Below are 21,921 nucleotides of genomic sequence, written 5' to 3'. Positions count from 1 at the left end.
TCAGACGAATTGTTCGCGGATCAGCCTTTCCTCCAGCCCGTGTCCCGGGTCAAAGAGCAGACGGTAGCTGATCGCGGAATCCGAGCGCACCACAACCGAGATCACGTCGCGAACCGAATTCCGGCTGTCGGCATCGACCATCACCGGCCGTTTTTCCGGGTCCAGCACATCGAACCGCACCTCGGCCGTTTTCGGCAAAAGCGCACCGCGCCAACGACGCGGGCGGAAGGCCGACATTGCCGTCAGCGCCAGAACATCGGCGCCGATGGGCAGGATCGGCCCATGCGCCGAGTAGTTATAGGCGGTCGACCCCGCCGGCGTCGCAACCAGGGCACCGTCACAGACCAGCTCTGCCATGCGCTCGCGCCGGTCAATCGAGACCCGGAGCCGCGCGGCCTGCGGCCCCTGCCGCAGCAGCGAGACCTCATTCACCGCCAGCGCGTCGGTGATCTTGCCCCGCACATTCTGCGCCCGCATCGACAGCGGGTTCAGCAGCGCCTCCTCGGCCATTTGCAACCGTTCGGGCAGGCCATCGTCAAGATAGGCGTTCATCAGAAAGCCGATCGTGCCGCAATTCATGCCATAGACCGGCAGGTCGCGCCCGGATTGTGCATGCAGCGTCTGGAGCATGAAACCATCGCCGCCAAGCGCCACCACCACCGAGGCCCGGCGCAGGTCGGTCTGACCATAGCGTCCGGTCAGCCGCGCCAGCGCCGATTGCGCCGCCGGAGCCTTCGAGGCCATAAACCTGATCCTTGGCTGCATCCCACCCCTCCGTCAGGCGGCAACCCTGACCGCGGCGGGACGGAAACTCAAGCCCTGCATCGCTGCGCCATCCGTTGGGGGAACGATCCGGGGCATCGACCCGCCGCTGCCGGAAGGCGCCTTCGGGGCAGCCACAGCCAGCGCGGATTTCGTCGCCATCGCGCAACGGGTCGCTTTCCGGCCTTTTCCTGGACGGGCGCGTGTTCTAAAGAACCGGCAACAAAAATACCATCCCGCATGGCCCAACGGAGACGAGTATGACCGCCCAGACCCGCGATTCCGGCTTTTTCACCGAATCTCTTTCCTCTCGCGACCCCGATCTTTTCGGCGCGGTCCGGTCCGAGCTTAGCCGTCAGCGCGATGAGATCGAGCTGATCGCGTCCGAGAACATCGTCTCGCTCGCGGTGCTGGAGGCTCAGGGCTCGGTTCTGACGAACAAATATGCCGAGGGCTATCCGGGCAAGCGCTATTACGGCGGCTGCCAGTTTGTCGACATTGCCGAGACGCTTGCGATCGAGCGCGCCAAAGAGCTTTTCGACTGCAAATTCGCCAATGTGCAGCCGAATTCCGGCAGCCAGATGAACCAGGCCGTCTTCCTTGCGCTGCTGAAGCCGGGCGATACTTTCATGGGGCTCGACCTGAATTCGGGCGGCCACCTGACCCATGGCTCGCCGGTCAATATGTCCGGCAAGTGGTTCAACGTGGTCTCTTACGGGGTGCGCCAGCAGGATCAGCGCCTCGATATGGACGAGGTGCGCAAACTTGCCCTCGAGCATAAGCCGAAGCTGATCCTGGCGGGTGGCACCGCCTATAGCCGTGAATGGGACTGGGCCGCCTTCCGGGCGATTGCTGATGAGGCCGGCGCTTACCTCCATGTTGATATGGCGCATATCGCGGGCCTTGTGGCCGGCGGCGTGCATGCCTCGCCCCTGCCCCATGCCCATGTGGTGACCACCACGACCCACAAGAGCCTGCGCGGCCCGCGTGGGGGGATGGTGCTCACAAATGATGAAGATATCGCTAAGAAAATCAATTCTGCGGTCTTCCCCGGCCTGCAGGGCGGCCCGCTGATGCATGTGATCGCGGCCAAGGCCGTGGCCTTTGGCGAGGCGCTGCGCCCCGAATTCAAGGCCTATGCCGCCCAGGTGAAAACCAATGCGGCCGCGATGGCGGATGAGCTGATGAAGGGCGGCATCGACATCGTCTCGGGCGGCACCGACAACCATCTCTGCCTCGCCGATCTGCGCCCGAAAAAGGTGACCGGCAAGGCGGCCGAGGCGGCTCTGGGTCGCGCGCATATCACCTGCAACAAGAATGGCGTGCCGTTCGATCCGGAGAAGCCGTTTGTGACCTCCGGTATCCGCCTCGGCGCGCCGGCCGGAACCACGCGCGGCTTTGGCGAGGCCGAATTCCGTCAGATCGCCCGCTGGATCACCGAGGTGGTCGACGGCCTGGCCGCCAATGGCGAGGACGGAAACGCCTCCGTCGAGGCGAAGGTCAAAGCAGAGGTCAAGGCACTCTGTGACCGATTCCCGCTATACCAAACGCTCTGAATCGTCATTGAAAAATTAGAAAGCGCCGGGTCTTGCCCGGCGCCTTTTAATTTCCGCCCATGCGATGGCCCATATGCAAAGGAATGGGCGAAGGATCGAAAAACTCAGGCGCTGCCAATTGCATGGCTGGGCGGAACCGGGCGGCCGGTATAGGTGCGGTCATCGACCCGGATCACCACCGTACCATCCGCATTCTGGCTGACCATCAGACCCTGCACAGAAATGCAGCTTCCGATTGAGATTGTGCGCAGCATTCTGGTTCTCTCCCCCCTCAGGAATTTAATCAAGTTTCCGTCAATCTCTCCGTTTTTGAAACAGGAAAGTTAAGAACCCGAAAAGAAATATGGCGTAAAAATGGCGACTGTCGCCACCAGAATTACAGCCAGTCGCGCAGGATGGGGATCAGGGGCAGGTCGGCCGGGGGCATCGGGTAGTCGCGCAGCCGGTCCGGTGCAACCCAGGCCAGAATCTGGCCCTCGCGCGCCACGGGGATGCCCTCCCATTTGCGGCATGCGAAAAGCGGCATCAGCAGGTGGAAATCATCATAGCTGTGGCTGGCGAAGGTCAGCGGCGCGAGGCAGCTTTTCCAGGTGTCGATGCCGATTTCCTCTTTCAGCTCGCGGATCAGGCAGGCTTCGGGGGTTTCGCCCGGCTCCACCTTCCCACCAGGGAACTCCCAGAGGCCAGCGAGGCTTTTGCCTGGTGGACGCTGCGCGAGGAGGATGCGGCCATCGGCGTCGATCAGAGCCACGGCGGAGACGAGCAGAGTTTTCATGCGGTTCCCGGGTAAGTCCGGAGCCGGGGGCGCAGCCCCCGGGCCCCGGTATATTTTAGGACAAAAATGATCAGGAGCGATAGTCGGCGTTGATCGCGACATAGCGGTCGGTCAGGTCGCAGGTCCAGACGGTCCGCTTTGCCCGGCCCATGCCGAGGCCTACGTCAATCACCAGCTCCTGGCCCTTCATATAGCTGGCGCCGGCCTCTTCGCTGTAGGTCGGGGATTTCCAGCCTTTTTCCGCCACCAGGATATCGCCGAAGCGGATGGTGAGACGGTCACGCTCCGCTGCCGCGCCGGATTTGCCAACCGCCATCACGATACGGCCCCAGTTCGGGTCCTCGCCCGCGACGGCGGTTTTCACCAGCGGCGAATTGGCGATGGCGAAAGCCACCTTCGCGGCATCGGCATCATTCGCGGCGCCGGAGACCCGCACCTCGATCAGCTTGGTCGCGCCCTCGCCGTCGCGCACCACCTGCAGCGCGAGATCCTGCATCACCTGGGCCAGAGCGGCCTCGAAAGCCTTCAGCGCCGGGCCTTTCAGTGCAGCGGCCGCAGACTGGCCGGTTGCCGCGACCAGCAGCGTGTCGGAGGTGGAGGTATCGCTGTCGACGGTGATCGAGTTGAAACTGTCATCGACATGGCGCGAGACCAGTTTTTGCAGGCTCAGCTGGCTGATTTTCGCATCGGTGAAGATATAGACCAGCATCGTCGCCATGTCCGGCGCGATCATGCCCGAGCCTTTGGCGATGCCGGCAATATGGATCGGGCCGCCATCGCCCTCGATCGTCGCGGTGGCGCCTTTGGGGAAGGTGTCGGTGGTCATAATGGCCTGGGCGGCGCCTTCAATCGCGGCCTCGGTCAGGCTGGCGGTCAGGTCACCGATCACGGCGGTGATCTTCTCGCCGGGCAGCGGCTCGCCGATCACGCCGGTCGAGGAGGAGAACACCCGCCCCGCCGGAATGCCAAGTGCCGCCGCCACGCCGCCGGTGACCTCGGCCACGGCCTTGTCGCCGATCTTGCCGGTGAAGGCGTTGGAATTGCCGGAATTCACGATAATCGCGGCGCCCGTATCGGGCGCCGCTTTCAGCGCGAGTTTGGCCTCGCAATCCCTCACACAGCCCGAGCGCGTCGTCGAGCGCGTGAAGGCGCCCGCCATCACGGTGCCCGGCGCCAGACGCACCAGCATCACATCCTTACGGTTCTTATATTTGATCCCGGCCCCGACCGAGGCGAATTCCGCGCCTTTGATCACCGGCAGGGTCGGGAAGCTTTTCGGGGCCAGCGGCGAGACCGGATGCGCGGCCTTATGGACCGCCGCCGCCACCTCGCTCAGTGCGCCCGAGACCGCATCCGTGACACGGTCCGCCACCGGCGCGACCACGTCACTGACACGTTCTTTCAGCTTGCGAACCTTTTTCTTCAGGTTCTTCGCCTCGGCTTTCCAGTCGGTCTTTGCCATGTTACCCCCCGCCGCTCAGTCGATCAGAGCGCTGTTTTTCAGAAGCGCCGGATCCAGCCCTGCGCCCGGCTTTTCGATCCTGGCCGCTTTGGTCACGTCGTCGATCTTTGCCTTGACCGCGCTCTCCTCGACCTCGGCAGCGAGTTCCTCGCGCACCTCATCAAGCTGCGGCGCCGGTTTTTCGCGGCTTTCATGCACAAGGATCAGGTGCCAGCCGAAATCACTTTTCACCGGGTCGGTCACTTTGCCGGGGGTCGCCGCCGCCACCGCGTCGCCAAAGGGCTTTACCATGCGATCCGTGGTGAACCAGCCCAGCTCGCCGCCTTCGGCACCCGAACCGGGATCCTTGGAGGCCTCTTTCGCGAGATCGGCGAAATTCGCCCCGGCGTCGAGTTCGGCCTTCAGCTCTTTCGCCTCGGCCTCGGTCTCGACCAGAATATGGGCCGCGCGGTATTCTTTCATAGGCGCGGCATTGGCATAACGCTCATCCCAGGCCTTTTGCAGCGCCGCATCGGTCACGGCCGCACTGGCAACCTTGCCCAACACCTCACCCGAGAGATAGCCGCGGGTCGAGTTGGCGATATTCGCCGCGTCGCGCACCGTCTGCGTGGTGACCGATTGCGCCAGCGCCTCCTGCTGGACCAGCTGGTCGAGAATGCCGTTGAACAGCGTCTCATCCTCAAGCGTCAGATATTGCGGCGGCAGGGTTTCGCGCAGCGCAATCATCTGGCCAAGGGTGATTTCGGCGCCGTTCACCGTGGCAACCACGGTCGAAGCCGTCTCCCCCTCGGCCCATGCCGGGGCCGTGAGGGCGGTGGCCAGCCAGAAGACGGCTGCCCCCATGCGTTTTTCCAGTGCCATATCACTTTCTCCCGTTATGCCGCAGGGCCTGCGAACGTTGACTATGATCCTTGCAGCCCTTACATCGCGACAGTCGCGTGATACCGGGCTTTTCAGGACCTACTCCGGCTTTCTATGGAAGGCGTTAAGGGCGGGCAAGTCACAGCCTGATGACATCACGCAGGAACGACCGCACGGAGAGATCATGCTGGGTCTGGGAACGCTCGCGAAAAAGGTCTTTGGCTCGGCCAATGACCGCAAGGTCAGGGCTACAAAGTCCATGGTCGCCAAAATCAACGCGCTTGAGCCGGAATTTACCGCGCTGAGCGATGAGGGCCTTGTCGCAAAGACCCGCGAATTTCAAAAGCGCGTGCAGGAAGGCGGCGAGAGCCTCGACGACATCCTGCCCGAGGCTTTCGCAAATTGTCGTGAAGGGGCGAAGCGCTCGCTGGGGCTGCGCGCTTTTGATGTGCAGCTGATGGGCGGCATCTTCCTGCATCAGGGCAATATCGCCGAGATGCGCACCGGCGAGGGCAAGACGCTGGTGGCGGCTTTTCCGGCCTATCTCAATGCCCTGACCGGCAAGGGCGTGCATGTCGTCACCGTCAACGACTATCTCGCGAAACGCGATGCCGACACCATCGGCAAGGTGCATGCGAAACTCGGTCTGACCACTGGCGTGATCTACCCCTGGCAGCCGGATCAGGAAAAACGTGCCGCCTATGCCGCCGATGTCACCTATGCGACCAATAACGAGCTGGGCTTCGACTACCTTCGCGACAATATGAAGGGCTCTATCGAAGAGATGATGCAGCGCGGCCATAATTTCGCGATTGTGGACGAGGTTGACTCGATCCTGATCGACGAGGCGCGCACGCCGCTGATCATCTCGGGGCCAAGCCAGGACCGCAGCGACCTCTATATCTCGGTTGACCGGCTGATTCCGAATCTGGTCGATGAGGATTTCACGCTGGACGAAAAGGCCCGCAACATCACCTATACCGAGGCGGGCAACGACCATATCGAGGACCTTTTGCGAGAGGCGGGTGTGCTGCCGGAAGGCCAGCACCTCTTCGCGCCGGAATCGACCTCGATCGTTCACCATATGAACCAGGCGCTGCGCGCCCATAAGATGTTCCACCGCGACCAGCAATATATCGTCCGCGATGGAGAGATCGTGCTGATCGACGAATTCACCGGCCGGATGATGAAGGGCCGCCGCCTCTCGGACGGCCTGCACCAGGCCATCGAGGCGAAAGAGGGCGTGCAGATCCAGCCCGAAAACGTGACCCTCGCCTCGGTGACGTTCCAGAACTACTTCCGCCTCTATAACAAGCTGGCCGGCATGACCGGCACCGCTGCGACCGAGGCCGAGGAATTCATGCAGATCTACGGTCTGGGTGTGGTCGAGGTTCCGACCAACCGCCCGGTGGCGCGGATCGACGACCATGACAAGGTGTATCGCACCGCACGCGAGAAATTCCAGGGCATCGTCGAGACGATCCGCGAGGCGCATGAGAAAGGCCAGCCGCTGCTGGTCGGCACCACCTCGATCGAGAAATCCGAAGAGCTGGCGGCGATGCTGAAAGCCGAAGGCATCGCGCATAACGTGCTGAACGCCCGCCAGCATGAGCAGGAGGCGAAGATCGTCGCCGATGCCGGCCGCCTGGGCGCTGTGACCATTGCCACCAATATGGCCGGTCGCGGCACCGATATTCAGCTTGGCGGCAATGTCGAGATGAAGGTGATCGAAGAGCTGGACGCCAATCCGGATGCCGACCCCGCCGCTTTGCGGGCGCGGATCGAGGCGGAACATGCCGATGAAAAGGCCCAGGTGCTGGATGCCGGCGGCCTCTTCGTGCTGGCGACCGAGCGCCACGAGTCGCGCCGCATCGACAACCAGCTGCGCGGCCGTTCTGGCCGCCAGGGCGACCCGGGCAAATCCGCCTTCTTCCTCTCGCTGGAAGATGACCTGATGCGGATCTTCGGCTCCGAGCGCCTGGACAAGATCCTCTCGACTTTGGGGATGAAAGAGGGCGAGGCGATTGTTCACCCCTGGGTGAATAAGTCGCTGGAAAAAGCCCAGGCAAAAGTGGAAGGCCGCAACTTTGACGTGCGGAAGTCGCTTTTGCGCTTCGATGATGTGATGAATGATCAGCGCAAGGCAGTGTTCAGCCAGCGCCAGGATATTCTCCGGGCCGAGCATGTCTCGGAAATCGCCGAGGATATGCGCCACCACGTCATCGACGATATGGTCGATGACTTCATGCCGCCGAAAACCTATCCCGACGCCTGGGATCTGGAGGGGCTGCGCGATGCCGGCCGTCAGCGGCTGAACATGGATATGCCCATCGAGAAATGGGCCGCCGAGGAAGGCGTCGACCAGGCTGCCATGGCCGAGCGGATCATCGAGCATTCCGACCGCTATATGACTGAAAAAGCCGAGGCTTTCGGCGCGACCACCATGGTCCAGATCGAGAAACAGGTGCTTTTGCAGGCCATCGACGCCAAATGGCGCGATCATCTTCTGCGGCTGGAACACCTGCGCTCGGTCATCCATTTCCGCCAATATGCGCAGCGCGACCCGCTGAACGAATATAAAACCGAGGCCTTCCAGCTGTTTGAAACCATGCTGGGCAGCCTGCGCCAGCAGGTGACCGAGCAGCTGTCGCGCATCCGCCCGCTCTCGAAAGAAGAGCAAGAGACGATGATGGCGCAACTGCTGGCCCAGCAGCAGGCCGCCGCCGGGATCGAGGTCGAACCCTCCACCCCGCCCGCGCCGCAGCCGGCTCTGCCCGGCGCGATTGCCGGCTTTGACGAATCGGACCCCTCGACCTGGGGCAATCCTGGCCGCAACGATGTCTGCCCCTGCGGTTCAGGCGAGAAGTTCAAGCATTGCCACGGCCGACTGGCCTGATCAGCGCGACAATAATGGCAGAAAAGGGGCGGAATTAACCGCCCCTTTTCGATTCTGTGGTTCTCTGGTGGGAAACATTCCACAGCTGCGCCACGGGATTGCCGCGATCTCACGCGATGTTCGCATCAATACGGGAGATTCCGGGTATGGTGATAATGGATACGAAACGCACCATAATACGCGTCACAGTGGTTCTCCTGCTGGCTCTGGGCGCGGGCCATCTGGTGCAGAACATGCAAAAGAACCAGCCTGGACGAGCGGCCCATACCGATGCGCTTGGCGGTATCGAACAGGTGGTGGCTGGCTCCAAGCAGCGGATCCTGCCTCAGCCCGCCAGCCGTGCCCGCACCGATGGAAACGTGATCCTTCATCCGCCGCAAACCAGCCTCCCACCCGATGACATCCCGGCACCGCGCGGCGCCGCAGATGACCAGTCGGCGCTGAACCCGGTTCCCGCCACCGCAGCCTTTGCCAGTGCGGCCTCGGGGAGCCAGTCGCCCCGGACCGGAACGCGCCCCGTGATCTGACGCCTCCACCCACCGGTTGCGGCCGCATCGCGCTATTATGGTGTTGAAGAATCCGGTAACGCAGCAGAAACTGGCAGCAGTGAATTAATCCCGGTGCGGACAGATGGTATCACGGTCAGGCGCAGCGGTTTTTCTCGCTGTGCTCATTTTCCTGTTTCTGCCGCAGGCCCTGTTGCCGGCCCGCGCGCAGGATATCACGCTGATCTCGCGTGAGGGAAATATCGTACTGCCGGGCAATCTTCAGGGCTATGATGGCGAATTCTACCGGATAGAAACCGCCTGGGGCCTGCTGACCGTCGACGGTCAGGGGGTGATCTGCGAAGGACCGGCCTGCCCCGATCTGACCACGCCCCATGCCGATATCCGCGTGGTTGGCGCCCCCGATGCCGGGGCGCGGCTGCTGCCGAACCTCTTTCGCAGCTTTGCCGCCGTACGCGGTCTCGCCTTTCGCGAGGTGACGCCGCAGGAGGGTGCCTCCTGGGCGGCGCAGATCTACAAGGCACAGGATGACACGGTGCTGGCCGATGTCTCCTTCACGCCGCTGCCCCCCGATCAGGCCCAGGCTGCGCTGGCCGGTGGCGCCGCCGAGATGGAATTGTCCGCCTCGCCCTCCCGCGCCTCCGGCGCCAGGCCCATCGCGCTGGATGCGCTGGTGCCGGTGATGGCGCCGGGCAATCCGACGCCGCAGATCTCGACGGTGAAGCTGGCCGGGGTTCTCTCCGGTCAGCTGAAGAACTGGCGCGATCTTGGCGGGCCGGATATGCCCATCGTGCTGCATGCGCTGGCCGCCGATACCGATATGACCCGCGCGCTGTCCGAACGGCTGGGCGCCCCGATCCGGGCCGAGGTGCTGCATCCCGATATGCAAAGCCTTGCCGAGGCCGTGGCAAAGGACCCCTGGGCGCTGGCGATCACTGGTCGCGCCGAGATGGAGCCCGCCGTGCCCGCGCCGCTGGTCGACAGCTGCGGATTTCCGCTGCTGCCGTTGCCGATTGCGGTCAAGGCCGAGGATTACCCGCTGGCTTTGCCGCAATTCCTGATCCCGGCGCCCCGGCGTATTCCCGTTTTCGCGCGCGAATTTCTGGAATTCACCGCCACGCCCCGCGCAGGCCATGTGGTGGCGGCCGCCGGCTTTATCGACCGATCGGTCGAATCCGCGCCGATGACCCAGGACGGGTTGCGCCTGATCAATGCCATCCTGGGCGCCGGCGATGATGTGACGCTGAGCGATCTGAAGCGGCTGGCCGAGGTGATGAACGGCGCCGACCGCCTGTCGCTGACCTTCCGCTTTGAAGAAAACACCTCCATTCTGGACGCGACCAGCCAGGAGAACCTGGCCCAGCTGGCGCGGATGATTGCCTCGGAAAGCTTCCCCTCCAAGACGCTGATCCTTGCCGGTTTCTCGGATGGCAAGGGCGAGGCCAGCGCCAATAAGGCGCTGTCGGCCGAACGCGCCGAGCGGGTGGCGCAGGACCTGGCCGATCTGGCGCCGGATCTGCGCGCCGATCAGATCCCGATCACCGAGGGCTTCGGCGAGGCCCTGCCAATGGCCTGCGACGAGACGGTGATCGGTCGCCGGCTGAACCGTCGGGTCGAATTGTGGATCGTGCCGAATTTCACGCCGGAGCCGCTATAACCACCCGCTTCAGGAAGAGGTGGCGGTTACAGACAGGTCTGAAATATCGGGCGGGGACCGAGGGCCGCCGCCCTGCGTTCCATCGCCTGGATGATTCGGCAGACAGCGCAATCTGCCACCACGCCAAAGGGTAAACCATGCGCTGCGGTCGCATCGCCACAGTGACTGCAGCACCGGCCAAGACTGCGATTCTGATCGCGACCAACCCCAACAATGCGCGTACGGCTCTTGCTCCTGCGCCCGCGCCGCTGGTCGCACACCCGGCTTCAGAGTCTGCTGTATCAATTCTCCGCTTCCGCGCCCACTCACGCGCGCCGTTGCCTTTGCTCTGCAGATCCACCCCATAAGAACTGGACGTTCAAGCGCCAACTGCACCTGCCCCGTCAGCACGAGTTTACAGATAGCCGAGCGAGCGGAAGCTCATTTCCCTCCCTTTACCGATGACCAGGTGGTCGTGAAGCACGATGTTCAGCGCGCGGCAGGCATCCAGCACCTGCAACGTCATGGCGATATCGGAGTCGGACGGGGTCGGGTCGCCGGAAGGATGGTTGTGCACCAGGATCAACGCCGATGCGTTCAGTTCCAGCGCGCGCTTCACCACTTCGCGCGGATAGACCGGTACATGATCAACGGTGCCGCGCGCCTGTTCTTCATCAGCGATCAGCACATTTTTGCGGTCGAGGAACAGGATGCGGAACTGCTCGGTCTCGCGATGTGCCATCACGGTATGGCAATAATCAAGCAGCGCATCCCAGGACGAGAGCACCGGCTGGTTGATCACCCGCGCCCGCATCATCCTTTGCGCCGCCGCGCCGACGATATGCAACTCCAGCGCCACCGCCTCGCCAACCCCCTTCACCTGCATCAGCCGCACCAGTGGCGCCGTCACCACCCGGTTGAAATCACCGAACGTCTCGATCAGCAGCCGCGCCAGCGGTTTCACATCCTGGCGGGGGATCGCGCGGAACAAAAGCAGCTCCAGCAATTCATAATCCGGCATCGCCGCCGCACCGCCTTCAAGAAAACGGGTCCGCAGCCTTCGCCGGTGATCCTGGATATAGCTGGGAAGCCGCCCGCCCGGCGCGGTTTTCACAGGTGTTGCAAGGGCCTCATCCCCGAAGGGGAGGAAGGGCGGCATGGGTGATTCTGCGAAGGAATGATGCTGTGCCATGGCATCAGATTGCGGGCCTCTGGTTTAGAAAGACTTAACAACACAGTTAAACACAGAAATATCCCCAGGTCGCAGCATTGCAGCAAAAAGGCCGGTCCCGCCTGCGGAACTGGCCTGTATCATTGCCCGAGAAGACTGGATCAGCCCTTCATCCCATCCCAGAAGCCTTTGACTTTCGAGAAGAAATTTGACCCTTCCGGATTATTCTCTTCCGAGAGCTTCTCGAATTCAGTCAGCAATTCCTTCTGCCGCGAGGTCAGGTTGACCGGCGTTTCGACCCGCAGCTCGATCACCATATCCCCGACACCGCCGCCGCGCAGCGCCGGCATGCCCTTGCCGCGCAGTCGCATCTGTTTACCAGATTGCGCCCCGGCCGGGACCTTCACACGGCTCCGGCCGCCGTCGATGGTCGGCACCTCGACCTCGCCGCCCAGGGCCGCACGGGCCATGGAAATCGGCACCGGGAAGAAGAGATGCACATTGTCACGCTGGAAGAGCGCGTGCTCTTTCACCTCGATAAAGATGTAGAGATCGCCCGAAGGGCCGCCACGCAGCCCTGCCTCGCCCTCACCGGCCAGCCGGATGCGGGTGCCGGTCTCGACGCCTGCCGGGATATTCACCGAAAGCTGGCGGTCTTTCTCGATCCGGCCTGCGCCGTGGCAGTTCTTGCAGGGGTTCTTGATGATCTGGCCGGTGCCAGAACAGGTCGGACAGGTGCGCTCGACCGTGAAAAACCCCTGCTGTGCCCGCACCTTACCCATGCCCGAACAGGTGGGACAGGTCTGAGGCTCGGCGCCCCCTTCGGCGCCCGACCCGTGGCAGATATCGCATTGTACCGAACCCGGCACCGAGATGGTCTTGTGGACACCCTTCCAGGCCTCCTCCAGCGTCACCCGCAGGTTATAACGCAGGTCAGAGCCACGCTGAGCCCGCTGCCGGCCACCGCCCCCCTGACCGCGCCCGCCCATGAAATCGCCGAACAGATCCTCGAACACGTCCGAGAAGGCGCTCGCGAAATCGCCCTGCTGGTTGAAGCCGCCGCGCTGGCCGCCGCCGCCCATGCCACCCTCGAAAGCCGCATGGCCGAAACGGTCATAGGCCGCCTTTTTCTCGGCATCCTTCAGCACATCATAGGCCTCGTTCACCTCTTTGAACTGGGCCTCGGCATCGGGATTGTCGGAGTTGCGGTCGGGGTGCAGCTCTTTCGCCTTCTGGCGATAGGCCTTCTTCAGCTCATCGGCGCTGGCGCCGCGGGATACACCGAGAACCTCGTAGTAGTCGCGTTTTGCCATAGCAAAAGCCCTCTCCTGACCGGCGAAGGGCGGCCCATCGGACCGCCCCTTTTTCCGGTCAAATCGGAATTACTTCCGCTTGTTGTCGCCCAGATCCTCGAAGTCGGCATCGACGATGGTGTCATCATCGACCGGACGCGCGGCATCTTCATCATCGCCTTCGGCCTCACCGGCCTGGGCTTTGTAGATCGCCTCGCCAAGACGCATCGCGGCTTCGGTCAGGTTCTGGATCCCCGATTTGATCTTGCCGGCATCCTCGCCTTTCAGCGCCTCTTCCAGCGGGACCATCGCGAATTCAATCGCCTCAACCGTCGACGGATCGACCTTTTCGCCATGCTCTTTCAGCGACTTTTTCGTCGAGTCGAGCAGGCTTTCACCCTGGTTGCGGGCCTCTACCAGCTCACGCCGTGCCTTGTCGGCATCGGCATTGGCTTCGGCGTCGCGGACCATTTTCTCGATATCCTCATCCGAGAGACCGCCCGAGGCCTGGATGGTGATCTTATGCTCGCGGTTGGTGCCCTTGTCTTTCGCGGAAACCGACACGATGCCGTTGGCATCGATGTCGAAGGTCACCTCGATCTGCGGCACGCCGCGCGGCGCGGGAGGGATCTGTTCCAGGTTGAACTGGCCGAGGATCTTGTTGTCCGCCGCCATTTCACGTTCGCCCTGGAAGACGCGGATCGTCACGGCCGACTGGTTGTCCTCGGCGGTAGAGAATACCTGCGATTTCTTGGTCGGGATCGTGGTGTTGCGGTCGATCAGGCGGGTGAAGACACCGCCGAGCGTCTCGATCCCCAGTGACAGGGGCGTCACGTCGAGCAGAACCACATCCTTGACGTCGCCTTGCAGCACACCAGCCTGGACGGCTGCGCCCATGGCAACGACTTCGTCCGGGTTCACGCCTTTATGGGGCTCTTTGCCGAAGAACTTGGTGACCTCTTCGATCACGCGCGGCATCCGGGTCATACCGCCGACCAGAACCACCTCGTCGATGTCGTCCTTCGACAGGCCGGCATCTTTCAGCGCGGCCGCACAGGGCTTCATCGACTTGACGATCAGGTCGCCAACCAGGCTTTCCAGTTTCGCACGGGTCAGCTTCACAACGAGGTGGAGCGGTTGGCCGGTATTCTTGTCCATCGAGATGAAGGGCTGGTTGATCTCGGTCTGGCTCGAAGAGCTCAGCTCGATCTTGGCCTTCTCAGCCGCCTCTTTCAGACGCTGCAGCGCCATCTTGTCGAGGGTCAGATCGACGCCATGCTCTTTCTTGAACTCATCGGCCAGATACTGGACGATGCGCATGTCGAAATCTTCGCCACCAAGGAAGGTGTCGCCATTGGTCGATTTCACTTCGAACAGGCCATCGTCGATTTCGAGAATGGTGATGTCGAAAGTACCGCCGCCAAGATCATAGACCGCAATGGTCTTGGTCTCTTTCTTGTCGAGACCATAAGCCAGCGCCGCAGCGGTCGGCTCGTTGATGATGCGCAGCACCTCAAGGCCCGCAATCTTGCCGGCGTCTTTGGTGGCCTGACGCTGAGCGTCGTTGAAATAGGCGGGAACCGTGATCACGGCCTGGGTGACGGTTTCACCCAGATAGGATTCTGCGGTTTCCTTCATTTTTTGCAGGATGAAGGCGGAGATTTGCGAGGGCGAATATTTCTCGCCGCGCACTTCGACCCAGGCATCGCCATTGCCGCTGTCGACAATATCATAGGAGACCAGCTTTTTGTCTTTCTCGACTTCCGCATCGCCGATGCGGCGGCCGATCAGGCGCTTTACCGCGAAAACGGTGTTCGAGGCATTGGTCACAGCCTGGCGCTTGGCGGCCTGGCCGACCAGACGCTCGGTTTCGGTGAAGCCGACGATCGAGGGGGTGGTGCGGGCGCCCTCAGAATTTTCGATGACGCGCGGTTGCGAGCCATCCATGATGGCGACGCAGGAGTTGGTCGTGCCGAGGTCGATACCGATGACTTTGGCCATATTTGTATCCCTTTCTTCAGGCGATCTCCCCGTCACCCTGCCCGGAAACTTCGGCACAGAAGCGGGGTTATGGAATGGACCGGGTGGAGAACCACCCTTTGATGGGGCGTATATAGGCAGGGGCTATTCCGCCTGCAACGGGAGAGCGGCTGAGACTCCGGCGATTTTTCACGATCCTGTGCCCGATCTGCACGCAATCTGCGAAGACCCGGTGGGGGACGGCCGGGGCGGGCATATTTTCAGCGCCCGTCCTCAACGCCCGTCCAGCGTGCAGCAGCCGGAATAAAGCCGGTTTCCGTCGCGGTGCTGCGCGAAAAGCCGGGCCGAAAAGCCGTAAATCCGGTCGGACATGCCATCGGTGCAGACTTCGCGCGTGACGATCAGATGCAGCATTCTTCCATCCCGGTCCTCGGCCTGGGCATAATAGCCGCCCGGGGCCGCATAGGCCTGCAGGAAAGCGATCTTCTGGCCCGGTTCTTCGGGCACCGACCAGGTGCCGCCCTGCGCCTCGCGGCTCAGCGACCAGAAGGGCTCGGTCCCAAGGCAGCGCATCGGGCGCGGCATCTCTCCGGCAGGGGGCGGCGGCACCGGCGCCAGATAGCGCATCGCGACCCAGCCATTGCCTTCGGGAAAGCCGACAAGGCCCCATTTGCCGTCCTCGCTCAGCATCAGCACCTCAACGCGCGAGGAATCGCGCGGGATGGTGCCGAGGATCCCGGATGAGGCCGTCGGTCCGGCGCGGATATTCAGCACATCACCGGCAGAAACGCCCTCGACCCGCCAGGCGGAGGGCAATGTCTCGGCCCGCAGGCCCGGGCCAAGGGGCAGCGAGGCCAGCGCCAGAATACAGAAAAGCAGCCGGATCACCGCCGCTTCCCCCAGCTTGCCGAAGCATATTTGCGGGTAAAGAACTGGCCCATCAGCCCGATCATCAGGCAGATCATCACCGCCCAGACCGGATATTCGATATTGGTGTAACGCGGCTGATAATTCAGGAAAATATCGCCCCGCGCCTGGTCGATCGTATGGTAAAGAGGGTTCCAGTCGAATTTGCTTCGCAGCCAGGACGAGGCCTGGTTGGCGACGAACATCTTGCCCGAAGCGATCATATTGGCGCGCTGATAGACGGTCGAGAGGATGCCGACGAAATCCGGCTGCCAGGGCCTGGCCGCATAGAAGATCAGCCCGATTGCCGCGCCCGAAGCCCAGGACAGGATGAACATCCCCAGCGTGCCGACCGGGTCGTAAATGGTGATCGGCTGCATCACCGCATGATAGACGAAGAGGATGATCCCCGCCGCAAAGGTCTGTTTATAAAGCGCCGCCAGCGCCGCCGAGACCACCGCGATGATCGGGTTCATCGGCGCATGCATCATCATCGCCGAGGCCGGGCTGTCCGCCCCCGCCACCGCGCCAAGCGCCTTCACATGGGTCAGGAACATGAACACGCCCGACATCACATAAAGGATGAAATCGCCCCGCAGCGCGAGCCGCCGCATCCCCAACAGATCGAACATCACCACGAACAGCACCAGCACCAGCACCGCCTGGAGCACATTCATCACCAGCGCCACCACCGCATTGGAATGCGAGCCGCGCAACTGGCGCACGGTGGCGTGGTAGATAACCTCGATAAGTTCGAAACCGGTTCGCATATGCGAGATCCGTTTCGCCTCTGGTCGGAACATAGTGATGTCCTTGCTGCCTCTGGTCGCCGCGCCGCGCCTCAACCCCGAACCGCATGAGCGCTCTGCGGCCGGCCGACTGTCCCGCTGACACTCTCCTGGAAAAGTGCCGAATCCGGGGCAATCCCGGGAATTCTGGCAGCGATTGCTTGCCGATCCCTTTCCGCGCGAGGATAAAGGGCCGCAAACCCTGTGGCAACTCTGCCCTTTTCGCGCCCAATCAGACCAGACCGGAGCATTTCATGGACTTCGACCGCCTCGTCACCATTATCCGCCGACTCGCGCTGGAGGCCGGGGACCGGATCATGGAGGTCTATAACGGCCCCGATTTCGAGGTGAAGGCCAAGGGTGATTCGAGCCCGGTAACCGAGGCCGATGAGGCCGCAGATGCGCTGATCTCGGCAGGGTTGCGCGCCGCCTTCCCGGATCTGGTGCTGATCACCGAGGAACAGGCCGCAAGCCATGCGCTGACCGCTTCCACCTTCCTGATCGTCGACCCGCTGGATGGCACCAAGGAATTCGTGCAGCGCCGGGGCGATTTCACCGTCAATATAGCTTATGTGGAAAACGGTGTCCCCCTGCGCGGTGTGGTCTATGCCCCCGCGAAAGAACGGCTTTTCTACACTCTGGCCGATGGCAGTGCGGTTGAGGAGACCGGCCCCTTTGACAAAAACGCGCCCGGCGCGCTGACGCCGCTCAACGTCAATGCCGCGCCGGATAACGCTGCGCTGATGGTCGTGGCCTCGAAATCGCATCGCGATGCGGCGACCGATGCTTACATCAGCCTCTACCAGGTCAGGGATTCGAAAAGCGCCGGATCGAGCCTGAAATTCTGCCTTGTCGCCACCGGCGAGGCCGATCTCTATCCGCGCCTTGGCCGCACTATGGAATGGGACACTGCCGCCGGCGATGCGGTGCTGCGCGGCGCCGGCGGCGAGGTGCTGCATTTTGACAGCCTCGCGCCCCTGACCTATGGCAAATCCGGCTGGGACAACCCGTTTTTCATCGCCCGCGCCCCCGGCGTCGTGCTGAAAACGACCGGCTGACCCCGCTATCCGACGCCGTGCCGGAACCGACCCGTCCCTCGCCACGCTGGTAAGGGCCGATTGGTGTTGGCGCGACGAATTTCCCCCTGCATTTTAGCGGAAACTCGTCTAGAAACATTTTGGCGCCAAAATCAGGACAAATTGTTCTGGGAAGACGTCAAATCAAGGTGCAAATGCTGCACCGGAAAAACACGAGTGCGATCATGAAGCCCAAAAAAGTCACTAAGGCCGTCTTCCCTGTTGCTGGCCTCGGTACGCGTTTCCTGCCGGCCACCAAGTCGATCCCGAAAGAGATTATGACCCTGGTGGACCGCCCGCTCATCCAATATGCGATTGACGAGGCCCGCTCGGCCGGCATCAAGGACTTCATCTTCGTCACCTCGCGCGGCAAATCTGCGCTGGAGGATTATTTCGACACCGCACCCGAGCTGGAAAACGCGCTGAAGAAATCCGGCAAGGAGCAGCTGCTGGAGATCCTGAAATCCACCAATATGGATTCCGGCGCCATCGCCTATCTGCGGCAAAACCGCCCGCTGGGTCTGGGCCATGCGGTCTGGTGCGCCCGCAAGCTGATCGGCGACGAACCTTTCGCGGTGCTCCTGCCCGATGACGTGATCGCGGCTGAAAAGCCCTGCCTTGCGCAGATGGTCGAGGCCTATGAGGAAACCGGCGGCAATATGGTCGCCGCGATGGAAGTCGCGCCGGAAAAGGCCTCTTCCTACGGTGTTCTGGATATCGGCGAGGATATGGGCGCCATTGTGCGCGCCAAAGGCATGGTCGAAAAGCCCAAAGCCGATGAAGCGCCGTCGAACCTTGCGGTGATCGGGCGCTATATCCTGTCGCCGAAAGTGCTGAACAACCTCAACCGCCTGAAACAGGGTGCCGGCGGCGAGATCCAGCTGACCGATGCCATTGCCGAGGAAACCGGCCCCGACGGGTCGGGCGTGTTCGGCTTCCGCTTCCGCGGCATGCGCTATGACTGCGGCTCGAAAGCGGGCTTCCTGCAGGCGACCGTGGCCTTTGGCCTGTCGCGCCCCGATCTGCGCGACGAGTTCTCGGCCTATCTTCGCGATATGATGGCGCAGCTGCGGGCGGCTGAGTAAGCGTATGGCGGCGGGCCAGGGCTCCCGCAGGATGCCTTATGCGATCGGTGAGTTGCCGGCCGCTGAAGACAGCCGCCAGGGCCTCTTGCAGGCCTGGCGGCTGCGCAACCGCCGCCGCATCCTGCTGGCGCGGGCGCTGCGAAAACGGCGCGAGCTGTCCCGGCTGACCGACCGCACCGGCGCGATCCGCAAGGGCGCCATCCTCTGCGCGATGGTGGTCCGGAACGAGGCGGCGCGCCTGCCCTGGTTTCTGGCGCATCACCGTCGGCTGGGGGTAGATCATTTCCTGATCGTGGACAATGCCAGCGACGATGGCAGCGAGGCGCTGTTGCGCGACCAGCCGGATGTCTCGCTCTGGTCCACCGCCGGTTCCTATCGCAAATCGCGTTTCGGGCTGGACTGGATCAACTGGGTGCTGATGCGGCACGGGCATGGCCATTGGTGCCTTGTGCTCGATGCAGATGAGCTGCTGGTCTATCCCTGGCACGAGACCCGGCCACTGCCGGCGCTGATCTCCTGGCTGGAGGGTCAGGGCCGCAGCTCGATGCCGGCAATGATGCTGGATCTCTACCCGGAAGACCGGCTGGGAGAGCGCGCCTATATCCCTGGCACCGACCCGCTTGCGCTGCTGGAATGGTTCGATTCCGGCAATTACAGCCTGCAGGTGCAACAGCCTTTGCGCAATCTCTGGATCCAGGGCGGCCCGCGCGCCCGCGCCTTCTTTCCCGATGATCCCCGCCGCGCGCCGACGCTGAACAAGATCCCGCTGGTGAAATGGTCCTGGCGCTATGCCTGGATGAACTCGACCCATTCCCTTTTGCCGGCGCGGCTGAACCATGTTTTCGACGAAACCGGCGGCGAGCTGACCTCGGGCGTGCTGCTCCACACCAAGTTCCTGCCTGAAATCATTGCGAAATCCGGCGAGGAAAAGGAACGCCGCCAGCATTTCGCCGACCCCGCCCGGTTTGGCGCCTATTATGACGGTCTGATCGCTGCGCCAAAGCTGAAAACCCCGCAATCGCGCCGCTATACCGGCTGGCGGCAGCTGGAGGCGCTTGGCCTCCTGTCGCGGGGTGGATGGATATGAGACGCGCAGCGGCGGCAACTTTCACCCTGGCAAAATATTTACTTTCTGAAGGCATTTCTCTAGCAATCAGCATGGTGATTTCCATAATGGAAACAATGCCAGAGGGGAAAAGAAGGGGTATTGTGCCGGTTCGTGTAAAAGTCAGCTCAGGCCGCCTGCCCGCCGGATGCGGGCAGGCCCCGCGCCGGTTGCGGCAGGGCAGCCCCGGCCCCTGTAAAGGGGGGCGAGGATGAGCCTGACCGGATCCTATCGGCTGCGGCTGCGACGCAAGCGGTTGCTGGCCCTGTCCTATCTGCGCAGCCGCGAGCTGCGCCCTGTAGCACTGCGGACCGACGCCATCCGCAGCGGCTCGGTGCTGCTTTTCTGCACGCTCAGGAATGAGCGCATCCGCCTGCCCTGGTTCCTGCATTACTACCGCGATCTCGGCATTGGTCATTTCCTGTTCGTGGACAATGACAGCGATGATGGCAGCCGCGAATATCTGGAAAGCCAGCCGGATGTCTCGCTCTGGACCACGAAAGCCAGCTATAAGAACAGCCGTTTCGGCATGGACTGGCTTACCGCACTCCAGCGCCGTTACGGCCATGGCCATTGGTGCCTGACGGTCGATGTCGATGAATTCCTGATCTACCCGTTTTGCGAGACCCGGCCGCTGCGCGCGCTGACCGACTGGCTGGATACCAGCGGGATCAGGGCGTTTTCGGCAATGCTGCTGGATATGTATCCCAAAGGCCCGGTGCAGGATCAGCCTTACCGCGAGGGTCAGAACCCGTTCGAGATCGCGGAATGGTTCGATTCCGGCAATTACACGATCAGCCGCAACTGGGGTTACGGCAATCTCTGGATCCAGGGCGGTCCGCGCGCACGGACCTTCTTTGCCTCGAACCCGCGCGCGGCGCCGGCGCTGAACAAGGTGCCGCTGGTGCGCTGGCACAAAAGCTATGCCTATATCAGCTCGACCCATATGCTGCTGCCGCGCGGGCTGAACCTTGCCTTTGACGAATGGGGCGGCGAAAAAGCCTCCGGCTGCCTTCTTCATGCCAAGTTCCTGGATACATTTGCCGTCAAGGCGCAGGAAGAAATGGCGCGGGGCGAACATTACGCCGACAGTCGTGAATACAAGGCCTATCTGGAGGGGCTGAAGGAGCAGCCCGATTTCTGGTGCAAATGGAGCGAGAAATACATCAACTGGCGTCAGCTGGAGATTCTGGGCCTCATGTCCAAGGGGAACTGGGCATGAGTTCCGAGCAGGGCAGCCTGGGCTTCGTCATGCTGTGCCATACCGCGCTGCACCGCGCGGCGCAGGTGGCACGCTACTGGGCGGAACGCGGCTGCCCGGTGGTGATCCATGTTGACCGCTCGACCCCGGATGCCAAATTCGAATTCCTGCGCGATGCACTGAAGGATCTGGGAAATATCCGCTTTTCGCCGCGCCATATCTGCGAATGGGGCACCTGGGGCATCGTCGCCGCCACCCAGGAAGCCAGCGAGCTGATGCTGAAAGACTTCCCCGATGTGCGCCATGTCTGTCTGGTCTCGGGGTCCTGCCTGCCGCTGCGCCCGGTCGAGGAATTGCGCGACTATCTCGACGCCCGCCCGCGCACCGATTTCATCGAAAGCGTCACCACGGCGGATGTCGGCTGGACGGTGGGCGGGCTGAATGCCGAACGCTTCACGCTGCGCTTCCCGTTTTCCTGGCGCAAGAACCGCTGGCTTTTCGACATCTATGTCGAGATCCAGCGCCGGCTGAAAGTGCGGCGCAAGATGCCCCTGAGCCTTGTGCCGCATCTGGGCAGCCAATGGTGGTGCCTGACCCGCCAGACGCTTTCGGCGATCCTGGAAAGCCCCGACCGCGCCGCCTATGACAGCTATTTCCGCCGCGTCTGGATCCCCGATGAAAGCTATTTCCAGTCGCTGGTGCGGCTGTTTTCGTCAAGCGTGGAAAGCCGCTCGCTGACGCTGTCGAAATTCGATTTCCAGGGCAAGCCGCATATCTTCTACGACGATCACCTGCAGCTTTTGCGCCGCTCGGATTGCTTTATCGCGCGCAAGATCTGGCCACAGGCGAACCGGCTTTACCCT

19 protein-coding genes are annotated in these 21,921 nt (G+C 62.5%); 9 read left to right on the top strand and 10 right to left on the bottom strand.

Going from position 1 to position 21,921, the window contains the following annotated elements:
- Positions 1-765, bottom strand: a complete 765-nt coding sequence (locus tag DRF71_RS12900; protein ID WP_112310907.1) for an NAD kinase — start codon at positions 763-765, stop codon at positions 1-3.
- 257 nt (positions 766-1,022) lie between these two features.
- On the opposite strand from DRF71_RS12900, the gene glyA reads away from it, so the two are divergent.
- The gene (glyA, locus tag DRF71_RS12895; protein ID WP_112310906.1) at positions 1,023-2,318 is read left to right on the top strand and encodes a serine hydroxymethyltransferase; all 1,296 of its coding nucleotides are present in this window, start codon (positions 1,023-1,025) and stop codon (positions 2,316-2,318) included.
- Positions 2,319-2,422: 104 nt separating this feature from the next.
- On the opposite strand, the gene DRF71_RS28080 is transcribed toward glyA, so the two are convergent.
- The 4 genes from DRF71_RS28080 to DRF71_RS12880 all read right to left on the bottom strand — a co-directional run bounded on the left by DRF71_RS28080 (position 2,423) and on the right by DRF71_RS12880 (position 5,416).
- On the bottom strand, positions 2,423-2,572 hold the full coding sequence (locus DRF71_RS28080) for a hypothetical protein (protein ID WP_198672191.1): 150 nt from the start codon (positions 2,570-2,572) through the stop codon (positions 2,423-2,425).
- Between the two features lie 122 nt (positions 2,573-2,694).
- Positions 2,695-3,093: a (deoxy)nucleoside triphosphate pyrophosphohydrolase gene (locus DRF71_RS12890; protein WP_112310905.1), complete on the bottom strand. Its 399-nt coding sequence runs from the start codon at positions 3,091-3,093 to the stop codon at positions 2,695-2,697.
- Positions 3,094-3,163: 70 nt separating this feature from the next.
- Complete coding sequence (gene argJ / locus DRF71_RS12885) at positions 3,164-4,555, bottom strand: bifunctional glutamate N-acetyltransferase/amino-acid acetyltransferase ArgJ (RefSeq protein WP_112310904.1); 1,392 nt, start codon at positions 4,553-4,555, stop codon at positions 3,164-3,166.
- A gap of 15 nt (positions 4,556-4,570) precedes the next feature.
- Positions 4,571-5,416, bottom strand: a complete 846-nt coding sequence (locus tag DRF71_RS12880) for a peptidylprolyl isomerase (protein WP_112310903.1) — start codon at positions 5,414-5,416, stop codon at positions 4,571-4,573.
- A 184-nt stretch (positions 5,417-5,600) separates the two neighbouring features.
- Here DRF71_RS12880 and secA point away from each other — a divergent pair, with 184 nt between their 5' ends.
- From secA to DRF71_RS12865, 3 genes are all read left to right on the top strand, one after another.
- On the top strand, positions 5,601-8,312 hold the full coding sequence (gene secA, locus DRF71_RS12875) for a preprotein translocase subunit SecA (RefSeq protein ID WP_112310902.1): 2,712 nt from the start codon (positions 5,601-5,603) through the stop codon (positions 8,310-8,312).
- Positions 8,313-8,458: 146 nt separating this feature from the next.
- Positions 8,459-8,839, top strand: coding sequence for a hypothetical protein (locus DRF71_RS12870; protein WP_157971065.1), 381 nt, complete (start codon positions 8,459-8,461; stop codon positions 8,837-8,839).
- A 103-nt stretch (positions 8,840-8,942) separates the two neighbouring features.
- Positions 8,943-10,475, top strand: coding sequence for a phosphate ABC transporter substrate-binding/OmpA family protein (locus tag DRF71_RS12865; RefSeq protein ID WP_112310900.1), 1,533 nt, complete (start codon positions 8,943-8,945; stop codon positions 10,473-10,475).
- A 394-nt stretch (positions 10,476-10,869) separates the two neighbouring features.
- Here DRF71_RS12865 and radC read toward each other — a convergent pair whose 3' ends face one another.
- From radC to DRF71_RS12840, 5 genes are all read right to left on the bottom strand, one after another.
- The gene (radC, locus tag DRF71_RS12860; protein WP_112310899.1) at positions 10,870-11,646 is read right to left on the bottom strand and encodes a RadC family protein; all 777 of its coding nucleotides are present in this window, start codon (positions 11,644-11,646) and stop codon (positions 10,870-10,872) included.
- 140 nt (positions 11,647-11,786) lie between these two features.
- On the bottom strand, positions 11,787-12,938 hold the full coding sequence (dnaJ, locus tag DRF71_RS12855) for a molecular chaperone DnaJ (RefSeq protein WP_112310898.1): 1,152 nt from the start codon (positions 12,936-12,938) through the stop codon (positions 11,787-11,789).
- Between the two features lie 69 nt (positions 12,939-13,007).
- Positions 13,008-14,918: a molecular chaperone DnaK gene (dnaK, locus tag DRF71_RS12850; protein ID WP_112310897.1), complete on the bottom strand. Its 1,911-nt coding sequence runs from the start codon at positions 14,916-14,918 to the stop codon at positions 13,008-13,010.
- Positions 14,919-15,170: 252 nt separating this feature from the next.
- The gene (locus DRF71_RS12845) at positions 15,171-15,785 is read right to left on the bottom strand and encodes a COG3650 family protein (RefSeq protein ID WP_157971064.1); all 615 of its coding nucleotides are present in this window, start codon (positions 15,783-15,785) and stop codon (positions 15,171-15,173) included.
- Positions 15,782-16,606: an ABC transporter permease gene (locus tag DRF71_RS12840; protein ID WP_112310895.1), complete on the bottom strand. Its 825-nt coding sequence runs from the start codon at positions 16,604-16,606 to the stop codon at positions 15,782-15,784. The genes DRF71_RS12845 and DRF71_RS12840 overlap by 4 nt, the downstream gene beginning before the upstream one ends.
- Positions 16,607-16,845: 239 nt before the next feature.
- On the opposite strand from DRF71_RS12840, the gene cysQ reads away from it, so the two are divergent.
- From cysQ to DRF71_RS12815, 5 genes are all read left to right on the top strand, one after another.
- Positions 16,846-17,649: a 3'(2'),5'-bisphosphate nucleotidase CysQ gene (gene cysQ / locus DRF71_RS12835; RefSeq protein WP_112310894.1), complete on the top strand. Its 804-nt coding sequence runs from the start codon at positions 16,846-16,848 to the stop codon at positions 17,647-17,649.
- 203 nt (positions 17,650-17,852) lie between these two features.
- Positions 17,853-18,752 (top strand): UTP--glucose-1-phosphate uridylyltransferase GalU, encoded by a 900-nt coding sequence (gene galU, locus DRF71_RS12830; protein WP_112311307.1) that lies wholly within the window; start codon positions 17,853-17,855, stop codon positions 18,750-18,752.
- A gap of 31 nt (positions 18,753-18,783) precedes the next feature.
- A complete protein-coding gene (locus tag DRF71_RS12825) occupies positions 18,784-19,839 on the top strand; it encodes a glycosyltransferase family 2 protein (protein ID WP_112311306.1) in 1,056 nt (351 codons plus the stop codon).
- 229 nt (positions 19,840-20,068) lie between these two features.
- Entirely contained in the window at positions 20,069-21,079 is a 1,011-nt protein-coding gene (locus DRF71_RS12820; protein ID WP_112310893.1) for a glycosyltransferase family 2 protein, read from the top strand.
- Positions 21,076-21,921, top strand: an 846-nt coding sequence (locus DRF71_RS12815; RefSeq protein WP_232831486.1) for a beta-1,6-N-acetylglucosaminyltransferase, incomplete at its 3' end; no start/stop codon positions are given. The genes DRF71_RS12820 and DRF71_RS12815, both read left to right, overlap by 4 nt.

Source organism: Pseudogemmobacter bohemicus (assembly GCF_003290025.1).
GTDB classification, from domain to species: Bacteria; Pseudomonadota; Alphaproteobacteria; order Rhodobacterales; family Rhodobacteraceae; genus Pseudogemmobacter; species Pseudogemmobacter bohemicus.
The sequence above is the reverse complement of the archived record's forward strand: the minus strand, read 5'-3'. Positions and strand labels throughout refer to the sequence as shown.

Coding starts and splice junctions, on each gene's coding strand:
- DRF71_RS12900 (WP_112310907.1), bottom strand. CDS start 765: ATGCAGCCAAGGATCAGGTTTATGGCCTCGAAGGCTCCGGCGGCGCAA.
- glyA (WP_112310906.1), top strand. CDS start 1,023: ATGACCGCCCAGACCCGCGATTCCGGCTTTTTCACCGAATCTCTTTCC.
- DRF71_RS28080 (WP_198672191.1), bottom strand. CDS start 2,572: ATGCTGCGCACAATCTCAATCGGAAGCTGCATTTCTGTGCAGGGTCTG.
- DRF71_RS12890 (WP_112310905.1), bottom strand. CDS start 3,093: ATGAAAACTCTGCTCGTCTCCGCCGTGGCTCTGATCGACGCCGATGGC.
- argJ (WP_112310904.1), bottom strand. CDS start 4,555: ATGGCAAAGACCGACTGGAAAGCCGAGGCGAAGAACCTGAAGAAAAAG.
- DRF71_RS12880 (WP_112310903.1), bottom strand. CDS start 5,416: ATGGCACTGGAAAAACGCATGGGGGCAGCCGTCTTCTGGCTGGCCACC.
- secA (WP_112310902.1), top strand. CDS start 5,601: ATGCTGGGTCTGGGAACGCTCGCGAAAAAGGTCTTTGGCTCGGCCAAT.
- DRF71_RS12870 (WP_157971065.1), top strand. CDS start 8,459: ATGGTGATAATGGATACGAAACGCACCATAATACGCGTCACAGTGGTT.
- DRF71_RS12865 (WP_112310900.1), top strand. CDS start 8,943: ATGGTATCACGGTCAGGCGCAGCGGTTTTTCTCGCTGTGCTCATTTTC.
- radC (WP_112310899.1), bottom strand. CDS start 11,646: ATGGCACAGCATCATTCCTTCGCAGAATCACCCATGCCGCCCTTCCTC.
- dnaJ (WP_112310898.1), bottom strand. CDS start 12,938: ATGGCAAAACGCGACTACTACGAGGTTCTCGGTGTATCCCGCGGCGCC.
- dnaK (WP_112310897.1), bottom strand. CDS start 14,918: ATGGCCAAAGTCATCGGTATCGACCTCGGCACGACCAACTCCTGCGTC.
- DRF71_RS12840 (WP_112310895.1), bottom strand. CDS start 16,606: ATGTTCCGACCAGAGGCGAAACGGATCTCGCATATGCGAACCGGTTTC.
- cysQ (WP_112310894.1), top strand. CDS start 16,846: ATGGACTTCGACCGCCTCGTCACCATTATCCGCCGACTCGCGCTGGAG.
- galU (WP_112311307.1), top strand. CDS start 17,853: ATGAAGCCCAAAAAAGTCACTAAGGCCGTCTTCCCTGTTGCTGGCCTC.
- DRF71_RS12825 (WP_112311306.1), top strand. CDS start 18,784: ATGCCTTATGCGATCGGTGAGTTGCCGGCCGCTGAAGACAGCCGCCAG.
- DRF71_RS12820 (WP_112310893.1), top strand. CDS start 20,069: ATGAGCCTGACCGGATCCTATCGGCTGCGGCTGCGACGCAAGCGGTTG.